General features: G+C 68.5%; 29 protein-coding genes and 1 tRNA gene. 7 read left to right on the forward strand and 23 right to left on the reverse strand.

The window, feature by feature from the left end:
- Positions 1-65: 65 nt before the first annotated feature.
- The 3 genes from GQS65_RS07605 to GQS65_RS07615 form a co-directional block, all read right to left on the reverse strand.
- On the reverse strand, positions 66-869 hold the full coding sequence (locus GQS65_RS07605) for a YhjD/YihY/BrkB family envelope integrity protein (RefSeq protein ID WP_368279945.1): 804 nt from the start codon (positions 867-869) through the stop codon (positions 66-68).
- 72 nt (positions 870-941) lie between these two features.
- Positions 942-1,283 carry a four-helix bundle copper-binding protein gene (locus GQS65_RS07610; protein WP_158204048.1) on the reverse strand — a complete coding sequence of 114 codons (342 nt, stop codon included), beginning with the start codon at positions 1,281-1,283 and terminating at the stop codon, positions 942-944.
- Positions 1,284-1,364: 81 nt separating this feature from the next.
- Positions 1,365-2,003, reverse strand: coding sequence for a metal-dependent hydrolase (locus tag GQS65_RS07615; protein ID WP_199268420.1), 639 nt, complete (start codon positions 2,001-2,003; stop codon positions 1,365-1,367).
- Between the two features lie 80 nt (positions 2,004-2,083).
- Here GQS65_RS07615 and GQS65_RS07620 point away from each other — a divergent pair, with 80 nt between their 5' ends.
- Positions 2,084-2,725, forward strand: coding sequence for a hypothetical protein (locus tag GQS65_RS07620; protein WP_158204049.1), 642 nt, complete (start codon positions 2,084-2,086; stop codon positions 2,723-2,725).
- Between the two features lie 65 nt (positions 2,726-2,790).
- Positions 2,791-3,861 (forward strand): molybdopterin-dependent oxidoreductase, encoded by a 1,071-nt coding sequence (locus tag GQS65_RS07625; protein ID WP_368279946.1) that lies wholly within the window; start codon positions 2,791-2,793, stop codon positions 3,859-3,861.
- 1 nt (position 3,862) lies between these two features.
- Here GQS65_RS07625 and GQS65_RS07630 read toward each other — a convergent pair whose 3' ends face one another.
- From GQS65_RS07630 to GQS65_RS07645, 4 genes are read right to left on the reverse strand one after another with little or no spacing between them, the layout of a single operon-like run.
- Positions 3,863-4,333 (reverse strand): hypothetical protein, encoded by a 471-nt coding sequence (locus GQS65_RS07630; protein ID WP_158204050.1) that lies wholly within the window; start codon positions 4,331-4,333, stop codon positions 3,863-3,865.
- A 38-nt stretch (positions 4,334-4,371) separates the two neighbouring features.
- Positions 4,372-4,995 (reverse strand): HAD family hydrolase, encoded by a 624-nt coding sequence (locus GQS65_RS07635; protein WP_158204051.1) that lies wholly within the window; start codon positions 4,993-4,995, stop codon positions 4,372-4,374.
- A complete protein-coding gene (locus GQS65_RS07640; protein ID WP_158204052.1) occupies positions 4,995-5,456 on the reverse strand; it encodes an RNA-binding domain-containing protein in 462 nt (153 codons plus the stop codon). Before GQS65_RS07640 ends, GQS65_RS07635 begins: the two co-directional genes overlap by 1 nt.
- The gene (locus GQS65_RS07645; RefSeq protein WP_158204053.1) at positions 5,453-6,004 is read right to left on the reverse strand and encodes an AAA family ATPase; all 552 of its coding nucleotides are present in this window, start codon (positions 6,002-6,004) and stop codon (positions 5,453-5,455) included. Before GQS65_RS07645 ends, GQS65_RS07640 begins: the two co-directional genes overlap by 4 nt.
- A 92-nt stretch (positions 6,005-6,096) precedes the next feature.
- On the opposite strand from GQS65_RS07645, the gene GQS65_RS07650 reads away from it, so the two are divergent.
- Positions 6,097-6,170 (forward strand) — tRNA-Arg (locus GQS65_RS07650).
- A 219-nt stretch (positions 6,171-6,389) separates the two neighbouring features.
- Here the strand turns inward: GQS65_RS07650 and GQS65_RS07655 are convergent.
- From GQS65_RS07655 to thpR, 12 genes are all read right to left on the reverse strand, one after another.
- A complete protein-coding gene (locus tag GQS65_RS07655; protein WP_158204054.1) occupies positions 6,390-6,545 on the reverse strand; it encodes a hypothetical protein in 156 nt (51 codons plus the stop codon).
- Positions 6,546-6,561: 16 nt separating this feature from the next.
- Positions 6,562-6,891, reverse strand: a complete 330-nt coding sequence (locus GQS65_RS07660; protein ID WP_158204055.1) for a HalOD1 output domain-containing protein — start codon at positions 6,889-6,891, stop codon at positions 6,562-6,564.
- 147 nt (positions 6,892-7,038) lie between these two features.
- A complete protein-coding gene (locus GQS65_RS07665; protein ID WP_158204056.1) occupies positions 7,039-9,891 on the reverse strand; it encodes a bacterio-opsin activator domain-containing protein in 2,853 nt (950 codons plus the stop codon).
- A 444-nt stretch (positions 9,892-10,335) separates the two neighbouring features.
- Positions 10,336-13,116, reverse strand: coding sequence for a lamin tail domain-containing protein (locus GQS65_RS21610; RefSeq protein WP_368279948.1), 2,781 nt, complete (start codon positions 13,114-13,116; stop codon positions 10,336-10,338).
- Positions 13,117-13,330: 214 nt separating this feature from the next.
- Positions 13,331-14,578 (reverse strand): signal recognition particle-docking protein FtsY, encoded by a 1,248-nt coding sequence (gene ftsY / locus GQS65_RS07680; protein ID WP_158204057.1) that lies wholly within the window; start codon positions 14,576-14,578, stop codon positions 13,331-13,333.
- Positions 14,579-14,581: 3 nt separating this feature from the next.
- Complete coding sequence (gene pfdA / locus GQS65_RS07685; RefSeq protein WP_158204058.1) at positions 14,582-15,055, reverse strand: prefoldin subunit alpha; 474 nt, start codon at positions 15,053-15,055, stop codon at positions 14,582-14,584.
- Positions 15,052-15,231, reverse strand: coding sequence for a 50S ribosomal protein L18Ae (rpl18a, locus tag GQS65_RS07690; protein WP_158204059.1), 180 nt, complete (start codon positions 15,229-15,231; stop codon positions 15,052-15,054). The genes pfdA and rpl18a overlap by 4 nt, the downstream gene beginning before the upstream one ends.
- A gap of 68 nt (positions 15,232-15,299) precedes the next feature.
- A complete protein-coding gene (locus tag GQS65_RS07695; protein ID WP_368279949.1) occupies positions 15,300-15,965 on the reverse strand; it encodes a translation initiation factor IF-6 in 666 nt (221 codons plus the stop codon).
- Positions 15,966-15,967: 2 nt separating this feature from the next.
- On the reverse strand, positions 15,968-16,243 hold the full coding sequence (locus GQS65_RS07700; protein ID WP_158204060.1) for a 50S ribosomal protein L31e: 276 nt from the start codon (positions 16,241-16,243) through the stop codon (positions 15,968-15,970).
- Entirely contained in the window at positions 16,240-16,392 is a 153-nt protein-coding gene (locus tag GQS65_RS07705) for a 50S ribosomal protein L39e (RefSeq protein WP_158204061.1), read from the reverse strand. Before GQS65_RS07705 ends, GQS65_RS07700 begins: the two co-directional genes overlap by 4 nt.
- Positions 16,393-16,536: 144 nt before the next feature.
- Positions 16,537-17,385 carry a ZIP family metal transporter gene (locus tag GQS65_RS07710; protein WP_368279951.1) on the reverse strand — a complete coding sequence of 283 codons (849 nt, stop codon included), beginning with the start codon at positions 17,383-17,385 and terminating at the stop codon, positions 16,537-16,539.
- Positions 17,386-17,482: 97 nt separating this feature from the next.
- Complete coding sequence (thpR, locus tag GQS65_RS07715; protein WP_158204062.1) at positions 17,483-18,109, reverse strand: RNA 2',3'-cyclic phosphodiesterase; 627 nt, start codon at positions 18,107-18,109, stop codon at positions 17,483-17,485.
- 58 nt (positions 18,110-18,167) lie between these two features.
- Between thpR and GQS65_RS07720 the strand changes: the two genes are divergently transcribed.
- The 3 genes from GQS65_RS07720 to GQS65_RS07730 all read left to right on the forward strand — a co-directional run bounded on the left by GQS65_RS07720 (position 18,168) and on the right by GQS65_RS07730 (position 20,749).
- Entirely contained in the window at positions 18,168-18,932 is a 765-nt protein-coding gene (locus GQS65_RS07720; protein WP_158204063.1) for a tetratricopeptide repeat protein, read from the forward strand.
- Positions 18,933-19,229: a DUF424 domain-containing protein gene (locus GQS65_RS07725; protein ID WP_158204064.1), complete on the forward strand. Its 297-nt coding sequence runs from the start codon at positions 18,933-18,935 to the stop codon at positions 19,227-19,229. It begins immediately after the preceding gene.
- 242 nt (positions 19,230-19,471) lie between these two features.
- Entirely contained in the window at positions 19,472-20,749 is a 1,278-nt protein-coding gene (locus GQS65_RS07730; RefSeq protein WP_158204065.1) for an aminotransferase class V-fold PLP-dependent enzyme, read from the forward strand.
- Between the two features lie 41 nt (positions 20,750-20,790).
- Here the strand turns inward: GQS65_RS07730 and GQS65_RS07735 are convergent, their stop codons facing one another.
- Positions 20,791-22,353, reverse strand: a complete 1,563-nt coding sequence (locus GQS65_RS07735; RefSeq protein ID WP_158204066.1) for a hypothetical protein — start codon at positions 22,351-22,353, stop codon at positions 20,791-20,793.
- A gap of 173 nt (positions 22,354-22,526) precedes the next feature.
- On the opposite strand from GQS65_RS07735, the gene sufU reads away from it, so the two are divergent.
- Positions 22,527-22,946, forward strand: a complete 420-nt coding sequence (gene sufU, locus GQS65_RS07740) for a Fe-S cluster assembly sulfur transfer protein SufU (RefSeq protein ID WP_158204067.1) — start codon at positions 22,527-22,529, stop codon at positions 22,944-22,946.
- Between the two features lie 130 nt (positions 22,947-23,076).
- Here the strand turns inward: sufU and radA are convergent, their stop codons facing one another.
- The 3 genes from radA to pspAB form a co-directional block, all read right to left on the reverse strand.
- The gene (gene radA, locus GQS65_RS07745; RefSeq protein ID WP_158204068.1) at positions 23,077-24,111 is read right to left on the reverse strand and encodes a DNA repair and recombination protein RadA; all 1,035 of its coding nucleotides are present in this window, start codon (positions 24,109-24,111) and stop codon (positions 23,077-23,079) included.
- A gap of 168 nt (positions 24,112-24,279) precedes the next feature.
- A complete protein-coding gene (locus GQS65_RS07750) occupies positions 24,280-24,732 on the reverse strand; it encodes a hypothetical protein (RefSeq protein ID WP_158204069.1) in 453 nt (150 codons plus the stop codon).
- Positions 24,729-25,364, reverse strand: a complete 636-nt coding sequence (gene pspAB / locus GQS65_RS07755) for a PspA-associated protein PspAB (protein WP_158204070.1) — start codon at positions 25,362-25,364, stop codon at positions 24,729-24,731. The genes GQS65_RS07750 and pspAB overlap by 4 nt, the downstream gene beginning before the upstream one ends.
- Between the last annotated feature and the right edge of the window lie 65 nt (positions 25,365-25,429).

Raw genomic sequence — 25,429 nt, forward strand, 5'->3', positions numbered from 1 at the left:
GAACAAAACGAGTCGGAGGCGGGAGCGACAGCGACCGAGGCCCCAGACGGCCCCGTCCGTCCGCCCTACGGCCGCCACACCGAGTCGGGGTCCACCCGACCGGCGAGCACCGCGTTGATGACGACGCCCAACAACACCGCCAGACCACCGACGTAGAGCCACGTGAGGAAGATGAGCAGTCCACCGACGACGCCGTAGAGGTGGACGCTCTGGGAGACGGTGGCGTACAGGCGGAAGAACACCGCCGAAACCGTCCAGAGACCGGCGGCGAACACCGCGCCGGGCAGGGCCTCGCGTGGCGAGATGTCGACGCCGGGGAAGACGTAGTACAGCGGGAAGAAGCCGACGACCAGTGCGACGAACAGGACGACCGGCGCGAGCAGCGCCCAGAACGTCCCCTGGACGAGCAGTGACAGCACGACGCCGACGCCGATACCCAGCGAGAACGCCAGCGGCGTCGTCACCGTGGCGATGGCCACCTCCTCGACGCGCCGGAGGAACGACCCCCGCTCGCGCGTGCCGTACACCTCGTCGAACGCCGTGTTCGTCGTGTTGAGCGTCCGCGTGACGCTCCAGGCGAGGATGAGGAACGCGAGCACGACGGCACGCAGACGGCCCGACTGGGCGCTCGTCGTCGAGAAGAGCAACGACTGCAACTGCCCGCTCTGGAAGCCCACCACCGAGGAGAGCGTCGAGAGGGCCTGTTCGAGACCCCCGACGAGCGACAGCGCGACGACCAGGAACAGACCCAGCGGGATGAGCGTGTTGAACGCGTGGAAGCCGAGGCTCGCCGCTTTCACCGATACCTGTTCCTCGCGGGCGACGGCGACGGCGGTCCGAAGCGCCGTCCGATACGCACCTGTGTCCACACCCTCAGTTCGGCGTGATGGTACAAAAAGACGAACCGTGTTCGGACGGTGCTCGTCGTCGGACCGGCGCGGTCAGGCCATCGCGCGACACGTCTCCGCACACTCACGGAGGACGCGCGCACAGGTCTGGCAGTGGTCGTGGTCGTGGCGCTCACACTCGTCGGCACACGCCTCACAGGCGTCCGCACAGACCGCCGCGAGGTCACCGCTGTAGTCCGAGTCCCGTGCCATGAACCGGGCGTGAGTGCTGGCGACGTCGGCGACGTCCCGACAGAGGCGGATACACTCGGCCATCTCCTCGCCGTGGCCGGCGCACTCGTCGGCACACCACTCGCAGGCCTGGGTCGCCTCCAGACAGTTGTCGAGACACTCCTTCTGGTCGTCGTTCAGGTGGTCGATATCGTCGAGCGCCATACCACGAGGGTGACAGCGAGTCGTCGTCCGCGTTCGGCTTGCCGAAGCAGGTAGCCGGAGGAGCGCGACCGGTCCCCGCCCTCAGTCGTCGCTCGGGGGCGACCCGTGTGTACGGTGGACTACCGCGAACCGGGCGGGCAGGTACTCGACGAACGCCGGCGGGACGAGGTGGGCGAGGCGCGCCCAGTACTCCGCGAGGCGACGACGGAGCAGCGTGTAGCCGGTGGCGATGGCGAGCAGTCCGGCGACGGCGAGGGCGACCGGCCCGTCGCCGACCAGCAGCGCGGGGGCCGCGACCAGTGCCGCGAGCGCGAGGTCCGCGGGAGCGCCGTCGTAGGGGACGAGGCGGCGCGGCCGGAGCCAGCGACCGTGGAAGTGGCTGTAGACCGCCCGCTCGGAGGTGGCCTGCCAGGGCCTGAGTTCGAGGCCGCCACCGAGGACGTCCATGGCGGCGTGCGTGCCCACGGCCGCGAAGAACACTGCGAGAGCGACCAGTTCGACCGACGGTGAGAGGAACGCGAGGGCGACCGCTCCGGCGGCGAGGAGCGGCCCGTACACCGGGAAGTGGAGCGTTCGGCGATGCCCGACGTAGAGGTCGAGGTCGGGGGCGAGGCCACCCAGTGCACCCGCGAGGACGGCGACCGGCGTGGCCGCCGGAACGAACAGCGTGGCGACCACGCCCAGCACGATACCCACGAGCACGTGGGTCATCACCATCATCGACGCCCGTATGGGCTTGAACTGTAAATCCGTATCGACGGGGATAGCTCTTAGCCCGCAGACGACCTACCCCACACTCGATGGCGACCGAGTGGCGACGAGTCGAACTCCAGCGGGCTATCAGCCGCCTCTTACAGGTCGCTATCGGCGTCCTGTTGCTCGTCGGACTCCTCGCCGGCAACCTCGGCATCGTCGTCAACGCCGTCGTCGCCCTCGGCGTGACGTTCCTCCCGGCGGTGCTCGAACGCGACTACTCGCTCCCGCTGAACTCGACGCACACGCTCTGGCTGACGCTGGCCGTCTTCCTCCACACCCTCGGGATGACCGGCCTCTACCGCGAGGTGTGGTGGTGGGACCACGTCACCCACACGCTGTCGGCCACGGTGGTCGCCGCCGCGGGCTACGCCGCCGTCAGCGCCCTCGACGAGTACTCCGACGCCGTCCGGTTCACCGACCGGTTCCTCTTCGTGTTCATCGTCCTGTTCACCGTCGGTCTCGGCGTGTTCTGGGAGGTCCTGGAGTTCGCCGCCCGTGAACTCGCCGACGTCGTAGGGGCAGACCCCGTCCTCGTCCAGTACGGCCTCGAAGACACCATCGTCGACCTCGTGTTCGACATGGTCGGCGCGGTGTTGCTCGCGCTGTTCGGGACGAACGAACTGTCGGACCTCGTCGAGGACCTCACCGAGCGCTACGACGGCGCGTGGAACTCCCGGACGAAGTGAACGCCAAGCCGGCGACGGCACGGCCCGCCGCCGAGCATAAGCCGCCGTGTCACCTACTCACAGCCGTGCGATTCGAACCCCGCCCGCGCGTCGTCGACTGGAGCATCCTCGGTGTGCTCGTGCTCGTCCTCTGCTCGGGAGTCGTGAGCCTCGCCACCGGGAGCGTCCGCGACGGCTGGGTGTTCTTCGCCCACGGCGCGGGCGGACTGACGCTCGTCGTCCTGCTGTTCTGGAAACTCCGGCGCGTCCGCCCACGGGTCTCGGCGGGCGTCCGGTCGGGGTCGGGCCGCGTCCTGCTCTCGGTCGGTCTCGCCGTCCTCGCGCTGGCCGCCCTCGGGACGGGCGTCGCGTGGGTGCTCGGTGCGAACCTCGACCTCTGGGGGTGGACGTTGCTCAACCTCCACATCGGCCTCGGCCTCCTCGTCGTCCCGATACTGCTCTGGCACGTGCTCGCCCGCGCCCGTGCGCCCGCCAGCGAGGACTGGGAGGGCCGACGGACGATGCTCCAGTACGCCGGACTGGCGCTGGCGGGGGCGCTCGTCTGGCGTGCCCAGCAGGCCGTCGTGGCCGTCCTCGACACCGCGGGCGCGGACCGACGATTCACCGGGTCGAAACCCGAAGGCGGGTCGGGCAACCGCTACCCCGTGACCAGTTGGGTGCTCGACGACCCCGACCCGGTCGACACCGACGACTGGCGACTCCACGTCACCGGCAGCGTCGAACGGCCGTTCCGGGCGGACTACGCGGCGCTGACGAGCGAGGAAGCGAGCGCGACACCGACCGTCCAGCGAGCGCTGCTCGACTGCACCAGCGGCTGGTACGTCGAGCGCGACTGGCGGGGGGTCCGGGTCGCGGACCTGCTCGACGCCGCCGAGACGAACGACGACGCCACGTGGGTGACGTTCCACTCGGTGACCGGCTACCGGTTCGGGTTCCCCGTCGAGGAGGCCCGCGAGTTGCTCCTCGCCACGCACGTCGACGACGAGCGGTTGACCCACGGCCACGGCTTCCCGCTCCGACTCGTCGCCCCCGACCGTCGCGGCTTCCAGTGGGTGAAGTGGGTGACGGCGGTGGAGGTCCGGGACAGTCGGGACTGGGGGCAGTGGGTCGCCATCTTCGTCAGCGGTGTCGACTGACTCAGACGTCGGCAGAAGGCTTGCTCGGTGAGTCGATGCGGGCCGAAAGTAACTCACGGACACCGAGTACGACGAACACACCGAAGACGGCGGCGACCAGCGGGCGCTCTGCGACGGCGAGTTCGTAACCGGCTGCGAGGGAGTTACCGAGCACGAACGCCAGCCATCCGGCGACGAGCGAGTCGGTTGCTTCCCGGACACCGAACGCGGCGAGCGCTCCGAACAACGAGAACCCGAGGGCGAGAAAGCCGACCCGCACCGCGACCAAGCCGACGATACCGACAGAACCGGCGGCGACGGCGGTTGCGGTCCGTTCACCGAACCGCTCGGTAACGAACGGGAGAGATGCGACGATGACGAGGAACCCGACTATCGGGAGAGTGACGACGAAGAAGTCGAGAAAGAGGCCAGCCAGTGTAGCGAACGTGGCGAGGCTGAGCGACTGTACGACGTGTTGACGGCGGGACACCATACACCGAAGCTATCGTCACGGGGACAAGAGTGTTAACGTCACTCCGTAGCGGCGAGAATCGATTCGGCGTCCGGGAACGGCCCCTCCACACGGAGTGCCGTCATCCCGGCCCCTCGTGCGCCCTCCACGTCGTCGTCGCTGTCGCCGACCATCACGTACGTCTCGGCATCGACGGCCCGCCGGACCGCCTCGAAGGGGTCCGCGGCGGGCTTGTGCGCCCCCACGTCGTAGGAGGTGACGACCGTCTCGAACGGGGCGAGCAGGTCGTGAGCGGCGAGTTTCGCCCGCTGGACGCGTCGGACGCCGTTCGAGCAGACCGCCAGCGGGTGGCCGGCGGCGGTCAGCGTGTCGAGCGTCCCGCGGACGCCGTCGGGGACGGACGAGCGTTCACACTCCCGGTCGACCAGCGTGACGGCGAGCGCCGTCGGGTCGGCGTCCAAGTCGAACCGCTCGCAGGTCTCCACGAACGCGACACGGTACGGTTCGGGCGTGAACGACCCGAACGCGGCGAAGAAGCGCTCGCTGTAGTGTGTGACCCACCGGTCGTCGGTCCGACCGAGTTCGTCCTCGAAGGCCGCCGCGACGAGCGTGTCGTACGCCGGGTACTGCAGGAGCGTCCCGTCGAGGTCGAAGAGGACGGCGGGGTCGGCCGGGTCGCTCATCAGTTCCGGTCGGCCCCGTCCTGCGTCGGGTCGCGGGCCGCTCGCTCGGCCAGTTCGTCCATCGGGACGCCGTCCTCGGTGGGCGGCGCGACGTACTCGATGTACGTCTCGGCGTCGGGGTCGTGGACCGTCACCTCGACGAAGACGTCGCCCAGTTCGCCCTCGCTCCCGACGGCGAAGTTGACCGTGCCGACGTACGCTGCCTGCTTCTTCAGACGGAAGGTGAACGTGTCTCCTTCGAGGGTGTCCTCGAACGTGTTCCGGGCGGTGTCGAGGATGGCCTGCTCGCGTAGCAGGTCCGAGAAGTGGTCCAGCGAGTGGGCCTCGCCGACGAGTTCGCCCGGTTCCTCCCGGAGGTCGGCGTTCGGGAACAGTTCGTGAATCGCGTCGGCGACCCGGTCGGTCACCTCGGTCGGTTCGACGGGTGCGCGAACTTCCACGTCGACGCTGTAGACCGTCATTCGTGATCGCCGTCGAGGATGGCTTCGACTCGCTCGTGGAACGCCTCGAGGGAGCCGTCGTTGTCGACGAGCACGTCCGCCCGGAGAATCGCCGCCCCCATCCCGAAGCCGAGTTCACGCTCGTCGCGGGCCTTCAGCGACTCCCCGCCGTCGTCGGCGCTGGTGTCCCGCGCCCGCAGGTCGACACGGTCGAGGCGGTCGTCGAAGTCGGCTTTGATGCCGACGAGCAGGAAGTCCTCGCCGTACTCCTCGCGGAACCGCATCGCCTCGACGTCCGAGCGGATGCCGTCGACGACGACCGTGTCGTTCCACGCCAGGGACTTCTCGACGAGCGGGAGCGACCGTTCGGCGATGGCGAGTTTCCCGTCTTCCTCTCGTAGTTTCTGTGCGACCGCACCGTGGTGGTCCGCGGGGTCGAGGCCGCGTCGACGACACTCCGCGCGGATGACGTCGCCCATCACGACGACCGGGACGTCGCGTTGACGAGCGACTTCGGCGAACTCGCCCTTCCCGCTCCCCGGCAGTCCGACCGTACCGATGACTCTCATTTGCCGGCCGTACGGGAACGGCTCCGTAATACCCATCGGTTCCGAGGGGGGAACCCGACCGCTTTTTGTGCGACGACGTGGACCGGCCGATAGGGCACGTAGCTCAGTCGGACAGAGCGTCGGACTTCTAATCCGATGGTCATGGGTTCGAATCCCATCGTGCTCGTGAGCGTGTTGTAAGCGGACGCGAACAACCGCGAACGCACCACGTGGGATTCGAACGAGGCGAGTCGCGCGCAGCGAAGCGAGCACGTCTCGACGTTGTTCGAATCCCATCGTGCTCGCTCACTGCGTTCGCTCCCACGATGTAGTCCCCCTCACTCGCTTCGCTCACTCGCGGGACTCCCATCGTGCTCGTGAATCCGCCGAGCGACAGCGAACCGGCTCACCGCCGAACGTCGACGACGAGCGTCGACTGCAGCCAGGCGTCGGACTCGGTCGGGTCGACCAGCAGAGCGACGGTGCCCTCCGGCGTCGGTCGGACGTAGAGCGTCGTCGTGATTTCGACCGGCGTGTCGAGGTCGGTCTCGTCGATGGGCATCGCTCGGTCGGGGGGTTCAGCGGTCGCCGTCTCGCTCGACGGTCGCTCGCTCGTCCAGTATCTCGCCGACCGACTCGACACGGGCGGTGACCCCGTCGCCGGCGTCGTGTGTGACGGTCACCCGGTAGCCCCCGACCGGGAACGACACCCGGCCCGACCGCGGCGCGTCGCCCCCCAGGTCACCGAACAGTTTGTCCAGTCCACTCGGGTCGACGTGCTCGAACAGACAGACGTCGAGGTCGACCGCATCGACACCGTTGGCCCGCGCGAGCGCCGCTGCAACCACCTCACTCGGCCGAACCCTCGACCGCTCCAACTCCACGACCATTCGCACCTGCTGGTCCATACTGTCTCGACCGTAGTAATTCACGACCGAAACAGTTCACAGTTGATGTATTGTGTCGTGCCGTGAAAGAATTAACTATCGTAAATTCGGACGGCTAATCACGTTCCGAGAAGTTACACGGAGGTTCGACGTCGGTTCGTGGTGGCGTCAGTCGCCGAACAGCAGTCCGAACAGGCTCCGCTCGGCCGCACGGAGGTGGCGGTTCACCGTCGGCTGTGTCACCCCGAGCAGTTCGGCCACCTCCTGGCCGTTGCTCTTGCGCGGCCACTCGAAGAACCCCGCGGAGTAGGCGGTTTCGAGCACCTCGGACTGGCGGTCGGTGAGTCGTGAGCGGACCTCGCCCTCGAACGCCTCCGAGGAGCGGACCGGTTCGTCGCGCTCGTGGCGCGAGACGAGTTCGACGCGCCCGAACTGGCCTTCCAGGTACCCCACGAGGCCGCGGACGTCGGTGGTCCGTGGGACGCGAAGGGTCACCGTCGCCGCGCCGTCGTCGACGTCGACGCGTTCGAACACTGCGCCGCGGTCTAAAATCGTCGAGACGAACGTCGACTCGCGGGCGGTACACTCGAACCGGCAGGTGTCGTCGGTCGAAGAGAGGTGAGTCAACCGCTCGATGGTCGGCGACGCGTCGGCGTGGGGGCGTATTCGCTCGAAAGCGATGCCGCTCGCGGTGAAGAACAGGTGGACCCGGCCGTCGAGTCGCCGCACCGCGTTCTCCAGGTGGAACTCGCCGTCACTGCCGTCGACGAACCCGAACAGCGGCGCGTCGAGGTCGGGGAGGTCGAGGGTGAGTTCCACCGAGCGGTCGCCGGTCAGCGCCTGCTTCCGTTCGATGGCGTTGACGGCGTAGCCGATGCTCTGGCCGAGTTCCGACAGCACCGTCACCTCCATCTCCTCGAACGCGTTGGGCGTGTCGGCGTAGAGGCTGAGGATGCCGTACTGGGTGTCCCGGTGCTGGACCGGGACCGCGAGACACGACCGGAACCCACGCGAGAGCGCTGCCCCGCGCCACGGTTCGAACTCGGCCGCCCGGAGGATGCTGTTCTGGACGGCCGGCGACCCGCTCTCGATGGCGCGGCCGGCCGGCCCCCGTCCGGTCGGCGCGTCGTCGGCCGTCACCGTCACGTCGGTCAGATACCCCTTGCCGTCGCCGGCCGAGGCGACGGGGCGAACCTCGTCGGTCGCGCCGTCGTGACGACCGAACCAGACGAACCGGAACGGGTCGATGGTCGCCAGTTTCTCACAGACGAGTCGTTCGACCTCCTCGTGGGAGTCCGCCTGGACGAGCACCCTGGTTATCTCGCGGATGGCGCGGTTGATGCGGTTGACCCGTTCGAGTCGGTCGTTCTTCGCTTCGAGGCGGTCGCGCTGCTGGCGGAGGTCGGCCTCGCGGGCGGCCCGGTCGAGCGACGAGCGAGCGTTCGCACAGAGCAGTTCCGCCGCGAGGAGGTCGGTCTCCTCGAACGCGTCGGGCCGAGGGGAGAGCGTCACGAAGACCCCGTGTTCGCCCAGGGGGAACGCCGCCAGACTCCCGACGGTGACCTCGCCCACCGGGTCGAAGTCGGGTCGGACGATTTCCTCGCCCTGGATGAACGCCTCCCAGACGGGGTTGCTCGACGCGTCCGCGAACAGCGAGGACGCGGCGCCCGACAGCGTGGCGTCGGCCTCGGCGGTGAGCGTCAGTTCGCCGCTCTCCTCGTCGTAGAGCGTGATGTACGACTGCTGGAGGCCGAGGACGTCCGCCGCCGCCTCGACGACCGTCTCACAGACCGCTTCCCTGGTCGTCGCCTCCGCGAGTCGCTGAGCGCGTTCGTTGAGTGCCTCGAACTGGCGGACGCGGTCCTCCCGGCGCTGGTCCGCACGCTTCCGGTCGCTCACGTCCCGGAAGTACACGGACAGTCCCGTCTCGGAGGGGTACGCGTTCACCTCGAACCAGGCCTCCAGTGGCGGGTAGTACTCCTCGAAGGTGACCGACTCCCCGGTACGTCGCGCCCGCTCGTACTCCGTCTCGAACGCCGTCCCCACCGCCTCGGGGAACGCCTCCCAGAGGACCGCTCCGACGAGGTCGGACGCGGGCCGTTCGAGGAGCGTGGCCGCCCGCTCGTTGACGTAGGTGAACCGCCAGTCGGTGTCGATGGCGAAGAACGCGTCCGTGACGCGTTCGAGGATGCCGTCGAGTTCCCGTTCGAGCCGTCGCCGTTCGGAGACGTCCCGGACGACTCCCACCCGGCCGACGTCGCCGGCGTCGGTGGTGAACGGCGAGACACGCGCCTCGATGGGAACCGCCCGCCCGTCGACGGTCGGGAGGTCCGCCTCGAACGTGACGGCGTCGCTCGTCTCGTCGAGCGCCTCCCGGAGGCCGTCGATGGCGTCCCCACCGATTCGGTCGGTCACCGTCGAGGACCGCTCGCCGAGCAGTTCCTCGCGGCTGAACCCGGTGAGTTCGGCGTACGCGTCGTTGACCGCGACGAACCGCTCGTCGCTGTCGAGCGCGTAGACGCCGTCGCTGATGGTATCGAGGATGGCCGCGTGTTCCGACCAGTCGTGGGCCGGCGTGGTCTCACGGGGCGTCGGGTCGACCGGAGGGTCCTCCTCAAGCGGCCGCTCGACCGGCGTCGGGTCGCCGAGCGCGTTCCGGAGCGCCCCCACGACGATGTGCGCGGCGGACCCGCTCTGGCGGTCGACGACGGTCGTGACGCCGGCGTCGTAGGCGGCGTCGACCGCGTCGGCCGACGGGTCGGCGGCCAGCCACACCGTGTGGAGCCCCGGGTCCGTCTCCCGAACCAGCGCGAGGAGTTCGGTAGCCGTCGTCCCCGAGAACGCGTCGGTGACGACGACGGCCCCGACGTCGCCGGCGTCGAGTTCGGCGCGGCACCCCTCGACGGTCGTCACGGGCGAGACCGTACGCTCCTCGAGCGCCGCCCGGAGCGTCGAGAGGGTCGTCTCCGCGTCGTTGCTCGTCGGGTCCGGTGTCCCGTAGAGCACGCTGGATTCGGTCACGGCAGGTGTCGTCTGGATAGGAGGGCACACGAGAAACCACGACAAAAAACTAGCGGGGGCCGACGCCGTTCGTTGCGGATAGGTTCTCAGTGGCCGGATCGTCGAACCCACCCGTCGATGGCCGGGGACGCGAGACGACGTGTGCGACGGACCGGTCGGCGGCGGGGAGGAAAACGTGCGGTGGCGGTGGTCGCACCTCGTCGACGCCGTGACGAACCCGAAGTGGGCGTTCGTCGAACATCGAGGGCGTCGACATCGATCAAGAGCGACTGCTCTCGCACGTCCTCGTGGGCGGAGCGGACGGTGCTGTTCTGGCTGTCCTCGCCAGCACTCGCCGTCTACAACGCCGTCGTCGTCTACGTACACGTCGTCGCGGACCTGCTCCGTGACGCGGCACTCGCCTGAGACCGCGAGTCGAGAGGAGAGCGAGAGCGCGACCGGGACTCAGTACGACCGGGAGACGACCGTCGTCCCCGCGTCGTCGGTGACGGTCACCGTGTCGCCGCCGTTGTTCCAGACCGGGCCGCTGGCCGACCAGTAGAGGTCACTCGCGGTGTCGCTCCCGCTGCCGGTGTGGAGCGTCACCTGCGCACCCGCCGCGAGCGAGAACGACGGGAAGGTGTAGGTCTTGCCGACCGAGTCGGAGACCTGCCAGTCGGTCAGGTCGAGCGCCGCCGTCCCGGTGTTCTCGAAGACGACGTACTCGTCGTTCATGTTGTTCCGGTCGTTACCCTGCGCGTCCTCGTGAATCTGGGCGATTGCGAGGTCACCGGACCCGGAGTCACCGTCACCGCCCTCGTCGTCGGGGTACGTGTACTCGTCGACCACCGCGCCGGTGTCGTCGGCGAGCGTCGCCGTGTCACCCCCGTTGTTCCAGAGCGGCGAGCCGTTACCCCAGTAGAGGGCCGTCGCGGTGTCGCTCCCGCTCCCGGTGTGGACCGTCACCGTCGCACCCGCATCCAGCGAGAACGTCGGGAACGTGTAGACGTGGTCGGCGGCGTCCGAGAGCGTCCACCCGGTGAGGTCGACGCTCGCGCCCCCGGTGTTCTCGAGGACGACGTACTCGTCGTTCAGGTTGCTGCCGTCGTCGCCGGCGGCGTCGTAGTTGACCGTCGTGACGGTGACGCCGTCGCCGGAACCCCCCGTGTCGCCGCCGTCGTTCGTGTCCGAGTACGCCGAGAACAGCGGGAACGAGCCGTCGAAACTCGTCGTGGCCGGCACCGACGAGTCGCCGTTCACGTTGCTGGAGGCGTCGGTGACGCTGTCGGCGTTGAGTCGCAGGTCCGACCCGAGCGCACTGGCGACGGCGTCGAGGTTGCTCCGTGGCCCGGAGAAGACGTCCCCGCTGCCGAGCAGGACGACCGCACCGCCGGCGTCGCGGAACGCGGTCAGCGCGTCGAGTTCGGCCCGCGTGAACGCTTCGGGTGGCGTCGTGACGACGTACGCCCGCGCCCCGGAGAGGTCGGCGTTCGCCACGTCGTTGACCTGCTCGAAGCCGAGGCCGACGCCTTCGAGGTAGCGCTTGTAGTACGCGGCGTCCTCGACGGAGAGCGCGTAGTCCGCGCCGAACTGGCCGTGGCCACCGTCGACGACGACGTCGCCCGTGCGGTCGGTCAGCGAGTCGATCAGGTTCGTCAGGAAGACGAAGTTCTCGTAGCTGCTGGTGTCGACGGCGTAGCCCTCGGCGGACTCGTAGGACTCGTCGACGAACGGCGACCCGACCATCGCCACGTTCGCCGCGGCGTCGACGGCCGCCAGCGGCAGGTCCCCCGAGTACGACTGCCCGCCGCTGTAGACGGTCTGGCTCGCCGTCGACTCGGCGCTGACCGGGACGCGGGAGGCGTCGACCGCACCCGAGTCCGTGCGTACCGTCGCGGGAGTGGGGAAGAACAGGTCGGTGACGTCGCGGTTGCGAATCTCGCTCGAACTCGCGGGGTCGGACGCCGCCCACAGACCGAGGCCGGCGTCGCGGGCGGCCTGTTCCTCGGCGCGGAACGCGTCGTGCCGCGAGAGGCCCGAGTCGTAGACACGAGTGAGGCCGTCGGTGACTATCTCCTCGTTGTAGAGCGTGTCACGCGACCCGGAGCCGTCGGCGTCGTAGTAGAGGTACGCCAGGACACGGCCGAACGCGTCACGGGTCGGCTCCTCGGGGTCGAAGGCGACGTCGACCGTCTCCCCAGACAGGCGGGCCGTCGCGTAGTCGGTCGCCTGCTGGCCGTAGTCGGCGAGCGTCGGCAGGTCCTCGATACCCTCCCACTCCTGGGTCCGCTCGTACTGCTGGTTCGCGGACTTCTCGGGCGTGTCGATACCGAGCACCCGGATGGACTCGACGGTGCCGTCGAGGTCGACCTTCACCGTGTCGCCGTCGAGGACGTCGGTGACGGGTGCGGCGTAGGTCCTCGACTTGTCCAGTTCGAGGCCGTCACGGTCGGCGAAAAAGGGGAACGCGGTGTTGAAGTTCGTCGTCGTCGGCTGGAACGTCGAACCGGCGTTGTTCGTCGAGTCGACGACCTGGTCGTCGTTGAACCGGAAGCCGGCACCGACGGCCTGCGCGACGGCGTTGGCGTTGGCCGTCTCGTCGTAGTTCGAGTAGTCCGCCTGGTCGTGGAGGAAGAGAACGCCCCCGCCGGAGACGAAACTCGCCATCGCGTCGAGTTCGCTCGACGAGAACGCCGTCGACGGCGAGGTGACCACGGCGGCGTCGGCGTTCGAGAGGTTCCCGACGAGGTCCGAGGTTCCCTTCACGAGGTAGCCGTTCGACTCGGCGTAGTCCTCGAACGTCGAGAACTGCGAGAGGTCGTAGTACTGGCCGTGCCCCGAGTCCCAGTAGACCGTCCCCGACCCGCCCAGTAGGTCGTCCCAGACGTTGAGCAGGAACTCCTCGTTGCCGTTCTGCCAGTTCGTGCCCCCCGCGACGAACGGACAGCCGACGCCGACGACGGTCCCGTCGACGGCGACCAGCGGAACGTCCGTCGAACTCGGGTACGAGACGGCGTCCCCGTCGCCGTCCTCGTCCGTGTTCGTCGCCGACGACTCCGCCCACACCGCGACCAGCGAGTCGTCGGTTAGCAGCCCGCCCGAGGCGTCGAGCAGACTCGCCGTCGAGTCGAACACCAACGACGGAACCGTCGTCGCCGCCTCGACGCGCCCCACCGCGTCGGCCCCCACGAGTTTGCTCCCGAGTGCTGTCCCCGCAACCGTCGAAAGGAACGTGCGTCGTTGCACACGTCAGTCCTGTTCGTTCATTACATAAACGTTCGTATTTCTTCTATAGAGCAGACGGAGATAATCGAAGTCGCACAGGGCTGCACAATCATCGGTCGTCCGGCGGCACTACGGGGCGACACACGGGTCGACGTCGGCACGACGCACTCGTGAGGTGTGGCGGCGTGACCGAGCGGTCGCTCGGCGGTCGGGAACGAACGAGGCCGGTGTCGGTTTACTCGCCGAGCAACCGGTCGACGATGCGCTCGGGGTCGAACCGTTCGAGGTCCTCGTAGCCCTGTCCCGTCCCCAGAAAGAGGATGGGTTTCCCCGTGACGTGGGCGATGGAGATGGCCGCCCCGCCCTTGGAGTCGGCGTCGGCCTTCGTCAGAATCGCGCCGTCGATGGCGGCCGCCTCGTTGAACTGGCGGGCACGCTGGGTCGCGTCCTGCCCGGCGACGGCCTCGTCGACGAACAGGGTCATGTCGGGGTCGACGACGCGGTCGATCTTCTCTAACTGGTCCATCAGGTCGTTCGAGGTGTGGAGTCGACCGGCGGTGTCTCCGAGCACGACGTCCACGTCGTGGGCCTCCGCGTACTCGACGGCGTCGTAGATGACCGCCGCCGGGTCGCCGCCCTGCTGGTGGGTGATGATCTTGCGGTCGAGGGTCTCGGCGTGTTCGCGGAGCTGTTCGTTGGCCCCCGCTCGGTAGGTGTCGCCGTTGGCGAGCACCGACGACAGTCCACGCGACTCGAACCACTCCGAGAGTTTGGCGATGCTCGTCGTCTTCCCGACGCCGTTGACGCCGGTGAAGATGACGACCATCGGCTTGTCCGCGTCACGAACCCGCTGTTCGAAGTCGAACTGGCCGACGCTGATGACGTCGACCAGCGCCTCACGAAGGGCGGACTCGACGACCTGTCCGGTCGACTGGACCTGTGCCCGTGTGGTCCCTTCGACCTCCTCGCGGATGGTCTCGAGTATCTGCCGGGTGACGCTCATCTCCACGTCCGAGGAGAGGAGCGCCAGCTCCAGCTGTTCGAGCGGTTCGTCGAGATGCTCGGGCCGGATGATGACGCCACCGGTGGCGAACGCCTTCGCACGCTGCCCGAACCCCGCTTTGAAGTTCTCGCGGTCGTCCTCGCTCGACTGTGCGGGCCCGTCCGGACGGGTCGGGCCCGACTCCGACGACGAGACGGACTGGTCGGTGCTGTCGGCGTCGGCGGAGTCGCCGGTCGCTCCCCCGTCGGCCGAACCGGTGTCGGTGACCGGGTCGTCGGCCACGGCCCGCTCGTCGGTCGGAGCGTCGTCGACCGACTCGCTCCCAGCCTCAGCGGCGTCCGGTTCGGGGGACGGGTCGGTCTCGGCCGGAGCGTCGGCCGCGCCGTCTGCCGCCTGCGCTTCCTCTTCGGCCGCCTCCTCGGCGGCTTCCTCGGCGTCCTCGCGGAACCGGCCGAGTTTCTCCTTCAGTCCGTCGAACATCGCTTACTCGTCGTCGCCGTCGCCGTCGTCCTGCTGGCCCATCTGCTGCTGGAGCTGCTGCATCTGCTGCTGTTGCATCTGCTGGGCCTGCTGTTCGAGCTGGTCGCTCTCGGCTTCGAGTTCGGCGACCTCCTCCTGAACGTCGGCGATCTGCTCGTCGAGCAGGTCCTTGCGCCGGTTGAGGCTCTCGATGGCCCCGGCCTGGTCGCGCTCTGCGGCGTAGCCGCCACCCAGTTCGACGACGATCTCGTCGATGTCGGCGACCTCGGCACGGACGTACGCGCCACCGCCCAGCGGGACCTGCACGGTGTCGCCCGAGTCGAGGCGCTCGACGGCTTCGACGGCCTCGTCGACCCCGGTCTTCTCCTGACGGATCTCCTCGATCTCCTCGTCGAGGGACTCGATCTCCTGCTCGATGGCCTGCATCTGCTGTTGCAGCTCCTGCATCTGACCGCCGCCGCCACCACCCAGGCTCATGCTGCGGCCTCCACGTCGCCGATCTCGACCTGAGTACGCTTCAGGCCGTGCTTGGAGCCGAACTCGGCGAGCGTGTGCTCGCGAGCGACCGACTCGTTGATCGCGTCGATGCTCTTGGAGAACGACTTCCATCCATCGCGGCCCTGGAACCGGCCGCTCACAGTAAACTGGCTCATACGCCACGATGCGGTGGCGAGCGGGAAGAAAGTTCCCTTTCCGGGGTCAGGACGTGTGGGACGCCGTCTCAGTCGATGAATCCGAGTGCGGCCTCGATGCGACCGAGTTCCGGTCCCGTCGTCTCCTGCCCACAGACGTAGCCGTGGGTGTTCGCCACCAGCCCCGAACCGACGAGCGGCGCACCGTAGTTGATGGTGCCGATGTCGGCGGGGACGTCCAGTAGCTCTTCGAGGTAGTCGAGTTCCCCGTCGGCGGCCTTCGGGTGACAGAGCACGCCGTCGTCGGTCGCCACGGCGGCCGTCCCCACCGTCCGGACGGTGGCGACCTCACCGCGCTCGACGGGCACGCCAAGCGCGTCCTTGACGGTCATGACGGCCTCCCGAGAGAGGTCCGGGTGGACGTACGCGCCGTAGTCGTTGGCGAGGACGACGTTGCCGGCGGCGTTGATACGACCGGGGAGCGTCTCGACGGGGACGTCGGTCGCGTCCTCGATTCGCTCGCGTTCGTAGTCCTCGATGCGACTGCTGACCAGCAGGGCGTTCTCGTTGCCGACGGCGAGTGCGCCGACGGTCGAGGAGCCACCGATGGTCGTGGGGACCGGGGTGACCTCGAGTTCCTCGGCGAACGAGTCGACGAGGTCCTCGTCGGCGTCCGGTCTCACCAGTAGCAGGTCGTCTGTCGCACACGCGAAGACGCCGACGTACGACGAACCGAAGAGAGCCGCGCGAAGCACGCCTATGCCGTCTCTACTTCGACGATGCGCTCGCCCTCTTCCTCGAAGCGAGCGGCACGGACGCGAAGCTTGCTCGGCGGTTTCTTCCGACCACGCTTCCAGACGGCCTCGTTGACCGAACTGTCGAGGCGGACCTCGTCCGTCTCGACGGCGAACTGCTTGGCGAGGTGCTCGCGGACGAGCGTCATCGCCTTGTCCGCGCGCTTGTGCTTCGGTTCGGCCTTGACGTCACGGAGCGGGACGGTGACGACGCGCTCCTCGAAGTCGTTGGCGCTCATTCGTCCGTGTCACTCCGCCGCCAGTGACGGCGCTTCGGGTTTCGCATCGTGTCGCGGTCGGTCTTCATGATGACCCACGCCGGGACGCGACTGTTCTGACGCTCCAGCTTGGCCAAGCGCTTCTTCTTGGCCTTGGACTTCTTGCTCATACTGGCAGGGAGTTCCGCCGGCGTGCATAAATGGTTGTTCCTTTGTTCGGCGTGTCGTCGACCGCCCGCGACGGGGGCAGAACCGACCGACGACGCCCGAACGCGCTCACGGTCCGGGAGGACTCGACGGAGCGTGTGACGACCTCACACCAACGTCAGTGGGACCATCAACAGCACCCCTGCCGTGACGCCAGCGGCGAGTTCCGGGTAGCCCCGCGACGGCAACCCTTCGCCGACGTCCAGCGCCTCGGGGACGAACTCCGAGAGGACGAGGTATATCATCGCCCCCGCGGCGAACCCGAAGCCCACCGGGAGGAACTCCCGTGCGACACGGACGAAGTAGAACGCGACGACCGCACCGATTGGCTGTGGTAGACTGGAGAATATCGCCCACCACACCATCCGCCAGCGCGAGACGCCCATCGCCTGCAACGGGATGGAGATGGCCAGTCCCTCGGGGACGTTGTGGACGGAGATGGCGACAGTCATGAACACCGCCAGCAGCGGCACCGTGAGACCGAGAACCGGGATACCGCCCTCGCCGAGACCGAGGTCGGCGAACGAGACGCCGATGGCGACACCCTCGGGAAAGGAGTGGACCGTCAGCACGCCGAGGATGAGCACGAGTTTCCGGTAGTCGGCCTCCTCGTACTGCTTGGGGTCGACCTCCGCCCCCTCGATGACCGAGTGGGCGACGACGACCAGCAGGACGCCCGCGAGCAGACCGACGACCAGCGGGAGCCACGTCCGGGCCGCGACGGAGAGACCGAGGTCGACGGGCAGCGTCCACGGCTCGGCCTCCGCGAGGCCCTCGCCGACGAGGCCGAACAGCGACGCGGCGACCATAATACCCGACGCCAGCCCCCACAGCACGACGTTCCAGCGGTCCGACACGGAGTCGACGAGGAAGAACGGCAGCACCCCGACACCCGTCGCTAGCGCGGTGACGAGTCCGGCGAGGAAGACGAGCGCGAGGGAGGCGAGTTCGACCACGAACGAAGTAGGCGGCGGACGACCATAAACGTATCAGACTTTCGATAATTTTGGCGGGCCTAAACCCCGAGCTCGGCCGTTCAGCGGCGACGACCGCTCAGAGCGGGAGTCGGGCGACGGAGTCGTACACCGGGCCGTCGGGGGTGAGCGTGCTCTCGACGAGGTGAACCGTGTCGACCCGGAATCGCGCCGAGTCGGGAGCGGACTCGGCGACGATTCGCCGGACCTGTTCCCTGTCGGCGGCGTGGTCCGTCCGGGCGAGCGTCACGTGTGGGGTGAAGTCGTGGCCGTCGGGAGCGAAGCCGAGGCTGGTCGTGGCTAGCTCGACGGCCGCAGCGAGGCGCGTCAGTTCGGCGGTGCCCTCCTCGACGCCCAGCCAGACCACCGAGACGGAGTCGCCCTCGGGGAACGTCCCGTAGCCCCCGAGCGTACAGTCGAACGGCGAGACGCCGGAACCGGCGACGGCCGAGTCGAGCGCCGAAACGAGCGTGTCGAGGCCGGGGACGGCGTCGGTGGGGCCGTCGTGGTCCGTGGCGCTCGCCGCGCCCGTCGACTCGTCGGCGGCCTCCGCGAGCGTCTCGTCGACGTCACCCAGGAACTGGAGCGTGACGTGGGCCTGGCCGGGGTCGGTCGGTCCGAGACCGTCGAGTCCGCGGAACGGCTCCTGGGCCGCGGCGACGGCCTCGCTCACCGGGGCACAGTCGACGCCGACGAACGCACGCATGGGTCGGCGGGACGTTCGGGGGCGTAGCCCTTAACCCTGCCAGTCGCCAAACCCGGTCATGACCGACGGTTCCGACCGCGATTCGCAGGACGCGGGTGACGGGGAGCGACCACCCCACCGGTACTCGGAGGGGCAGGGGTTCGGCGACCCCTACGAGGGGTTCGACCTCGACCCGCCCGAACTCGACGTCGACCTCTCGAAGGTCGACCCCGTGGACTCGCGGGCGCTCACCGACATGCTCGACGAACGGCAGGTCTCCAACGAGAACGTCGACACCGACCTCCTGGTCGACGTGGGCCTGGAGTACATCCAGATCAAGCGCTACGAGCAGGCGACCGAGACGCTCGAACGCGCCGCCCGGCTCACCGACGACGACGGTATCGCCCAGGAGGCGTGGGTGAACAAGGGCGCGGCCCACGCCGAACTGGAGGAGTACGACGAGGCCATCGGCGCGTACCGCGAAGCGCTGCGTCTCGACGACGACTCCGAGCACGCCGCCACCGCCGAGACGAACCTCGCGTACGCGCTGTGGGAGGCCGGCCGGACCGAGCAGGCGCTCGACCACGCCGAGCGTGCAGTCGAGGTCGACCCGCGATTCGGGCAGGCGTGGTACAACCGTGGGTTCTTCCTCGCCGAACGCGGCCTCAACGAGGAGGCCGTCGACTCCCTGGACAACGCCATCCGTCTCGGGTTCGACAACCCCGAGGTGCTAGAGGAGAAGGCCGCCGCGCTCGAACAGCTCGGCGAGGAGGAGGAGGCCGAACGGCTCTCCGAGCAGGCCGACGAGATACGCGAACGTGCGGAACAACGCCTGGTCGAGTAGATGCTGCTGACAGAACGAGAGACACAGGAGGGACTGCTCGTCTCGGTGTGTGACCCCGACGTGCTCGGCGAGACGTTCGAGAGCGGCGAGTTCTCGCTGACCGTCGAGGAAGAGTTCTACGCCGAGGACGCCGAAGAGGCCGACGAGGACGCCGTCGTCGGTGCGCTCGCACGCGCCGCCGTCGCCAACATCGTCGGCCGAGAGGCGGTCGACCTCGCCATCGAGAACGGGTTCGTCGACGAGGCGACCGTCCTCGACCTCGGCGAGACGCGACACGCCCAGTTGCTCCGGATGTAACTATCGAACCGTTCTCCGGTCGTTCTCTCGTGTGTGACGTCGGTAGCGATGGCGCTCCGCTAGTTGGCGGCGTCGCGCTGCTCACGGGTCGCTTCGTCGCCAGCAGCGACGCTGCTGGCTGCCTGCGGGCCCTTCGGTCCCGCTTTGCTCCCCGTTCGCTGCGCGCGGTTCTCACTCGCTTCGCTCGTTCCGAACCGCGCTAACCGAAGGTGTGTTACTCCCCCGGCACCGACACACCGGCAATGAGCACACAGGACACGACCCCGCTCGACGTCGAGCGCATCCGTGAGGAGTTCCCCATCCTCTCGCGGCGGGTCGGTGGCGACGTGACGACACCCGGTGAGGGGCCGGGCGACGAGACGCCGCTCGTCTACCTCGACAACGCGGCGACCAGCCAGACACCCGACCGCGTCGTCGACGTCATCGCCGACTACTACCGCTCGTACAACGCGAACGTCCACCGCGGCATCCACAGCCTGAGCCAAGAGGCGAGCGTCGCCTACGAGGAGGCCCACGACCGGGTCGCGGAGTTCGTCGGGGCGAGCGGCCGCGAGGAAATCGTCTTCACCCCCGGCACCACCGAGGGGATGAACCTCGTCGCCTACGCCTGGGGCCTCGCGGAACTCGGCCCCGGCGACGAGGTGGTCCTCACGGAGATGGAACATCACGCCTCGCTGGTGACGTGGCAACAGCTCTGTAAGCGCACCGGCGCGGAGGTCAGGTACATCCCCGTCGACGAGCAGGGCTACCTCGACGTGGACGCCGCCGCGGAGCTGATCACCGAGGACACCCAGATGGTCAGCGCCGTCCACGTCTCGAACACGCTCGGGACGGTCAACCCCATCGCGGACCTCGCGGACCTCGCACACGACCACGACGCCTACCTGTTCGTCGACGCCGCCCAGTCGGTCCCGAATCGCTCGGTCGACGTCTCGGACCTCGGTGCGGACTTCCTCGCCTTCTCGGGGCACAAGATGTGCGGTCCCACGGGCATCGGGGCGCTCTACGGCCGCGAACACGTCTTCGAGGAGATGCAGCCGTACCTCTACGGCGGCGACATGATTCGGAAGGTCACCTACGAGGACTCGACCTGGGAGGACCTCCCCTGGAAGTTCGAGGCCGGCACGCCCAACATCGCCGGCGGCATCGCGCTCGGTGCGGCGTGTGACTACCTCGACGACGTCGGCCTCGACCGCATCCAGGCCCACGAGGAACAGCTCACCGAGTACGCCTACGACCGCCTCACCGAGTTCGACGACGTCGAAATCTATGGGCCGCCGGGCGACGAGCGTGGTGGCCTCGTCGCGTTCAACGTCGACGGCGTCCACGCCCACGACCTCTCCTCCATCGTCAACGACTACGGCGTCGCCATCCGCGCCGGCGACCACTGCACCCAGCCGCTCCACCAGAAGATGGGCGTCGCCGCCTCCGCACGGGCCTCGTTCTACCTCTACAACACCCGCGAGGAGGTCGACGTGCTCGTCGACGCCGTCGACGAGGCCAGACAGCTGTTCGCGTAGTCACGGCGAGACCGGGCGACGACGCCCGACCGCCCGCCGTCTCACTCCTCCGGTTCGTCCGCAGCGAGGAGTCGCCACGTCGCCAGTGTACCACCCGCGAGCGTCGCCAGCGGACCGAACCCCGGCCCGAACCCGCTCGACTCCTCGGTCGAGTTCCCGTTCGTCGTCGGTGGTGACGCCGCGTCGTTCGGGGTCGGCGACGTCGAGCCATCGGTGCTCGACGGTGCGGTCGTCCCGTTCCCGGCGGTCGACGACTCCGACTCGGACGTGGTCGGCGGCGACGCCGAGAGGTCGCTCGCCACCGGTGTTCGGGTCGCCGCCGGGTCCGTCGACGCGTCCTCCGGGGGACTGGCGAACGTGTACAGACCCGCCGGTGAGGACGACTCGCCGTCCGCGCCGGCGACACCCATACTCGGTGCGGCGAACCCGCCGCTGACCGGCACGGCATCGAAGAACGACGCCTCCGTGGGGGCGGCGTACCCCGCGAGCACCCCCGGCGCTGCGGGGTCCGAGAGGTCGTACACCCGGACACCGTCGGTGTACCACGAGGTGTAGAGTCGGTCGCCCCGGAACGTGCAGTTGTGTGCCGTCGTGAGCGTCAGCCCCTCCTCGGGGTTCGGTGCCGACGGCGCGAGGACGGTCAGCCGACGACTCGTCTCCAGCGTCGGGACCCCCGGCCCGTCCTCGACGAGTCCCGCCTCCAGGTCGGAGATATCCCACAGCGAGACGCCACCCATCCCCTCGACGCCGTCGCCGAACGCCTCGTGACTCACCGCGAGCACGCCGTCGCCGTTGACGGTGGCGTTGTGGGCGTTCCCCGGCGGGTTGAACATGGCTCGTCGTCGGTCGTTGCCGGAGACGCCCGTCAGGTTCTCGATAGGGAGGCCGCCGACGCGCCCGACGGGCGACGGCGAGGCCGGGTCGCTCACGTCGAGGACCCACGTTCCCGTCTCCCAGTAGGAGGCGTACAGTCGGTCGCCGTCGAGCAGCAGGTCGTGGCAGTTCCGGAGGCCCGAGGCGACGTTCGCCAGTCGGTCGTCGGCGTCCACCGGCGACCACGCGGTCACCGCCGACGAGTCGCCGCCGTCGTCCATCTCGACGACGACGACCGGTTCCCTGGCGTCGCCGCTACCGGTGAGGTAGGCCGTCGTCCCGTCGAGGGCGACGTTGTGGACGGCGTGGTCGGTCTCGTGGAACGAGACGAGTTCGGGCGCGTCGGGCGTGGAGACGTCGAACAGCGCCGCGCCGCGGAGTTCGGTCTCCCCGGCACCGGCCGGGCCGGCGACGAGCACGTTCGACCCGGAGCGTTCGACGTCCCAGACACCCGTGAGCGGCCCCTGCTCGTGGTCCGCCTGGATGTCACGCCGCTCTGCGAGGACCGTCGGGGACGCGAGGTCGGAGACGTCGACGACGGCGAACCCGTCGGTGGCGGCGACGTACACCGTCTCGCCGTCGTCGCCGACGGCGGTGTCCATCGCTCCGGTGACGGCCACGCGCCCGGCCGGGCCGAACGCGTCGTCCTGCGAACGGGCGACGGCCCCACCGGGGACGGTGCCGAGCGCCGCGAGCGACCCGAGACCGGCGAGGACGGTTCTCCGGCGCATTCAGCGACCCTCCACGGCGATCGGTCGGTGAGGGCGAGTCGTGTGACGGGGACCTACAGTCATAGTCAGTGACCGTTTCGCTCGCTGACTGATATATCTCGGCGTTACTGAAACGTGCGTCTGAGCGACCGCCCGGAACCGTTTTCAGCGGGACTCTCGTAGCGTCGGCAACGATGGGACTCGGCTCGGACATGTATCGGCAGCAGATACTGGACCACTACAAGAACCCCCGCAACTACGGCGAGTTGCCGGACGCCACGTTCTCCCACGAAGGCGAGAACCCGACGTGTGGCGACACCATCGAGGTGCACGTCCGGCTCGACGACGACGGTGAGACCATCGAACGGGTCTCCTTCGAGGGCGACGGCTGTGCCATCTCACAGGCCAGCGCGAGCCTCCTGACACGGGAACTCCCCGGAAAGACACTCGACGAACTCGACGCGATGGACCGCGACGACGTCGTCGACCTGCTCGGCGTCGACATCTCACCGATGCGCATCAAGTGTGCCGTCCTCGCGGAGATCGTCGCACAGGACGGCGCGAAGATTCACACCGGCGAACTCGAAGTCGACACGACGACGACCGAGGAGTAGCCGCCCCCGTTCTCTCACCGTCCGTTCCGGTACGCAGCGGTCGCTACGCCACCGTCGGCACCGGTGGGAGACACGAAACAGGGAAACGAGAAACGCGGAGGGCGGGGGTTCCGATGGGGAGCGGCGACGCTTACTCGGGTTTCAGCCCCTCGCCGGTGACGCGCATGACGGCCTCGCCGTCGGGGAGGTTCGGCGCGTCGACGAGTTTGACGATGCGCTTGTTGCCCTTCGACTTCCGGAGGTACATCCGGAACGTCGACTTGTGGCCCAGGATGTTCCCACCGATGGGCTTCGTGGGGTCGCCGAAGAACGCGTCGGGGTTCGACTGGACCTGGTTGGTGACGACGACGGCCGCGTTGTAGAGGTTCCCGACGCGGTCGAGGTCGTGGAGGTGCTTGTTGAGTTTCTGCTGACGGGGAGCGAGTTCGCCACGGCCGACGTACTCCGCGCGGAAGTGTGCGGTCAGCGAGTCGACACAGAGCAGACGGACGGGGTACTCGTCCTCTTCGTGGTCGCGGGCGATCTCCTGGGCCTTCTCGGCGAGCAGGATCTGGTGGTTGGAGTTGAACGCCTTTGCGACGTGAATCTTGTCGAGGAACGACTGGAGAAGCTCCTCGCGGGCCGCCTCGTCGTCGGGCGTCCCCTCGATCTCGCGGTCGTCCATCGCCGCCTGGAGCACGTCGTCGTCGAGGCCGAACAGCATCTCCTCGATGCGCTCGGGCCGGAACGTGTCTTCCGTGTCGATGAAGATGGTGCTGCCACCCAGCCCGCCCTGCTCCGGTGGGAGCTGGACGTTCACCGAGAGCTGGTGGGTGATCTGGGACTTGCCGGACCCGAACTCGCCGTACACTTCGGTGATGGACTGCGTCTCGACGCCGCCGCCGAGCATCTCGTCGATCTCCGGGATGAGCCACTCGAGTTTCCCGATGCGCTCGCGGCGCTGGAGCACCTGTGACCCGGTCTCGAACCCGCCGATGTCGGCGGCCTCGCGGGCGGCCTGGATGATGTCGTGGGCGGTCGACTCGCCGACGTCGGCCGTGTTCGACAGCTCACCGGGGGAGGCGACGGCGATACCCTGATACGAGTCGTAGCCGTTCTCCTTGAGCTTCTCCGCTGTCGCCGGACCCACACCGGGGAGGTTCTCGAGGTCTACTGGTCCTGCCATGAACGTGGCTTGCGCCCGTCCGGGTATAAACCCTCGTTAACAGCGTACTGAAAGTGAAACCGCCCGACGATAGTGCGGCGATTCGTCACGCAGGCGAGAACGTATCAGTCGGAGAGTGGCGGCGAGTGGAAGTAGACCGTGAGAGAGGGTCGGGGCGGCCGCGATGGCTCAGGGCATGTCCAGCGCGGCCGCGGTGAGCGCGAGGACGCCGAAGACGCCCGCGACGGTCAGCACGGACTCGGAGACGCCGACGGTTGCGGGACCGAGGGCTTCGGCGACGACCAGCACGACACCGAGCAGTGTCTGTATCGGGCGGCCAGCTATCCGACGCGGTGCGTAGCGGAGCGTGAGGGCGAACCCCTCGACCACGCTTCGAACGCGAGCGAGCGGGCCACCCGAGTCCGGCCCGTCGACCGCTTTCGCGGCGTCGAACACCGCGTGGGAGACGCGTTCGACCCGACCGGTGTGGACCCGCTGGCCCGTCGTGTCGGCGACTTCGAGGAGCGTGACGTGCTCGTCGCCGATGCCGACGACGCGGTAGGTGGCTGGCGCGAGCGTGTCGTCACCGACCCCCGACTCGTCGCCCGTCACGCGGACGTGGTCGTACGGGGCGACGTTCATCCCCACGGTCGGCCGTCACCCTCGGGCCACAGCGGGTACCAGTACTCTTTCTCCGCTTCGACGGTGAGTTCGCCGTCGAGGAGGCTCTCCAGTTTGAACTCGACCGACGAGTCCCGGTCGTGACCGCCGGTCGGCGCGAACGGGTAGTACGCCCCACGGCGGAACGAGTAGACCCAGTAGACGACCTGCCCGGCGTCACCGGGACCGGCACCCGGTCCCGTCGACCCCTTCTCGAAACTGAACAGCGCGGCGAGCAGGCGCGACCCGAACCCCTCCTCGACGAACGTGTCCGCCGCGAAGTGGATGGAGGTGACGAGGTCCTCGAAGTCGTCGTCCTCGAGGACGACCCACTGGTAGCCGTGGCTGTCGCCGACGAACCGGGCTTTCGTCCCCGTCTCTATCTCCCCGGCGTCGAGGATGGCCTCGACCTCCTCCATCGTCTCGGCGAACGCCGTCGAGTCGACGTTCGAGAAACAGAGCGCCGCCTCCCCCGTCGAGTCGTACCGGAGGTCCGCCTCCATGGTCATGTACGCCGTGCTCATCCCGAACAGGTCCTCCGGGGAGGCCGCCCGCGTCGCGTCGGCCTCGGCACTGATACCCAGCGCCGAACGGAGGGAGTCGAAGATGCCCATACACGGGGTAGCGCCGGGGGTGTCTTAGAGCTACACGACTCGCCGGCCGGTCGGGAGCGAGAGGA

Origin of the sequence: Halomarina oriensis (assembly GCF_009791395.1) — an archaeon.
Taxonomy (GTDB): domain Archaea; phylum Halobacteriota; class Halobacteria; order Halobacteriales; family Haloarculaceae; genus Halomarina; species Halomarina oriensis.

What these genes read in the sequence shown, in the direction of transcription:
- GQS65_RS07610 (WP_158204048.1), bottom strand. Translation starts at nt 1,283, where the DNA reads ATGGCGCTCGACGATATCGACCACCTGAACGACGACCAGAAGGAGTGT.
- GQS65_RS07615 (WP_199268420.1), bottom strand. Translation starts at nt 2,003, where the DNA reads ATGATGGTGATGACCCACGTGCTCGTGGGTATCGTGCTGGGCGTGGTC.
- GQS65_RS07620 (WP_158204049.1), top strand. Translation starts at nt 2,084, where the DNA reads ATGGCGACCGAGTGGCGACGAGTCGAACTCCAGCGGGCTATCAGCCGC.
- GQS65_RS07630 (WP_158204050.1), bottom strand. Translation starts at nt 4,333, where the DNA reads ATGGTGTCCCGCCGTCAACACGTCGTACAGTCGCTCAGCCTCGCCACG.
- GQS65_RS07635 (WP_158204051.1), bottom strand. Translation starts at nt 4,995, where the DNA reads ATGAGCGACCCGGCCGACCCCGCCGTCCTCTTCGACCTCGACGGGACG.
- GQS65_RS07640 (WP_158204052.1), bottom strand. Translation starts at nt 5,456, where the DNA reads ATGACGGTCTACAGCGTCGACGTGGAAGTTCGCGCACCCGTCGAACCG.
- GQS65_RS07645 (WP_158204053.1), bottom strand. Translation starts at nt 6,004, where the DNA reads ATGAGAGTCATCGGTACGGTCGGACTGCCGGGGAGCGGGAAGGGCGAG.
- GQS65_RS07655 (WP_158204054.1), bottom strand. Translation starts at nt 6,545, where the DNA reads ATGCCCATCGACGAGACCGACCTCGACACGCCGGTCGAAATCACGACG.
- GQS65_RS07660 (WP_158204055.1), bottom strand. Translation starts at nt 6,891, where the DNA reads ATGGACCAGCAGGTGCGAATGGTCGTGGAGTTGGAGCGGTCGAGGGTT.
- ftsY (WP_158204057.1), bottom strand. Translation starts at nt 14,578, where the DNA reads ATGTTCGACGGACTGAAGGAGAAACTCGGCCGGTTCCGCGAGGACGCC.
- pfdA (WP_158204058.1), bottom strand. Translation starts at nt 15,055, where the DNA reads ATGAGCCTGGGTGGTGGCGGCGGCGGTCAGATGCAGGAGCTGCAACAG.
- rpl18a (WP_158204059.1), bottom strand. Translation starts at nt 15,231, where the DNA reads ATGAGCCAGTTTACTGTGAGCGGCCGGTTCCAGGGCCGCGATGGATGG.
- GQS65_RS07700 (WP_158204060.1), bottom strand. Translation starts at nt 16,243, where the DNA reads ATGAGCGCCAACGACTTCGAGGAGCGCGTCGTCACCGTCCCGCTCCGT.
- GQS65_RS07705 (WP_158204061.1), bottom strand. Translation starts at nt 16,392, where the DNA reads ATGAGCAAGAAGTCCAAGGCCAAGAAGAAGCGCTTGGCCAAGCTGGAG.
- thpR (WP_158204062.1), bottom strand. Translation starts at nt 18,109, where the DNA reads ATGCGTGCGTTCGTCGGCGTCGACTGTGCCCCGGTGAGCGAGGCCGTC.
- GQS65_RS07720 (WP_158204063.1), top strand. Translation starts at nt 18,168, where the DNA reads ATGACCGACGGTTCCGACCGCGATTCGCAGGACGCGGGTGACGGGGAG.
- GQS65_RS07725 (WP_158204064.1), top strand. Translation starts at nt 18,933, where the DNA reads ATGCTGCTGACAGAACGAGAGACACAGGAGGGACTGCTCGTCTCGGTG.
- GQS65_RS07730 (WP_158204065.1), top strand. Translation starts at nt 19,472, where the DNA reads ATGAGCACACAGGACACGACCCCGCTCGACGTCGAGCGCATCCGTGAG.
- GQS65_RS07735 (WP_158204066.1), bottom strand. Translation starts at nt 22,353, where the DNA reads ATGCGCCGGAGAACCGTCCTCGCCGGTCTCGGGTCGCTCGCGGCGCTC.
- sufU (WP_158204067.1), top strand. Translation starts at nt 22,527, where the DNA reads ATGGGACTCGGCTCGGACATGTATCGGCAGCAGATACTGGACCACTAC.
- radA (WP_158204068.1), bottom strand. Translation starts at nt 24,111, where the DNA reads ATGGCAGGACCAGTAGACCTCGAGAACCTCCCCGGTGTGGGTCCGGCG.
- GQS65_RS07750 (WP_158204069.1), bottom strand. Translation starts at nt 24,732, where the DNA reads ATGAACGTCGCCCCGTACGACCACGTCCGCGTGACGGGCGACGAGTCG.
- pspAB (WP_158204070.1), bottom strand. Translation starts at nt 25,364, where the DNA reads ATGGGCATCTTCGACTCCCTCCGTTCGGCGCTGGGTATCAGTGCCGAG.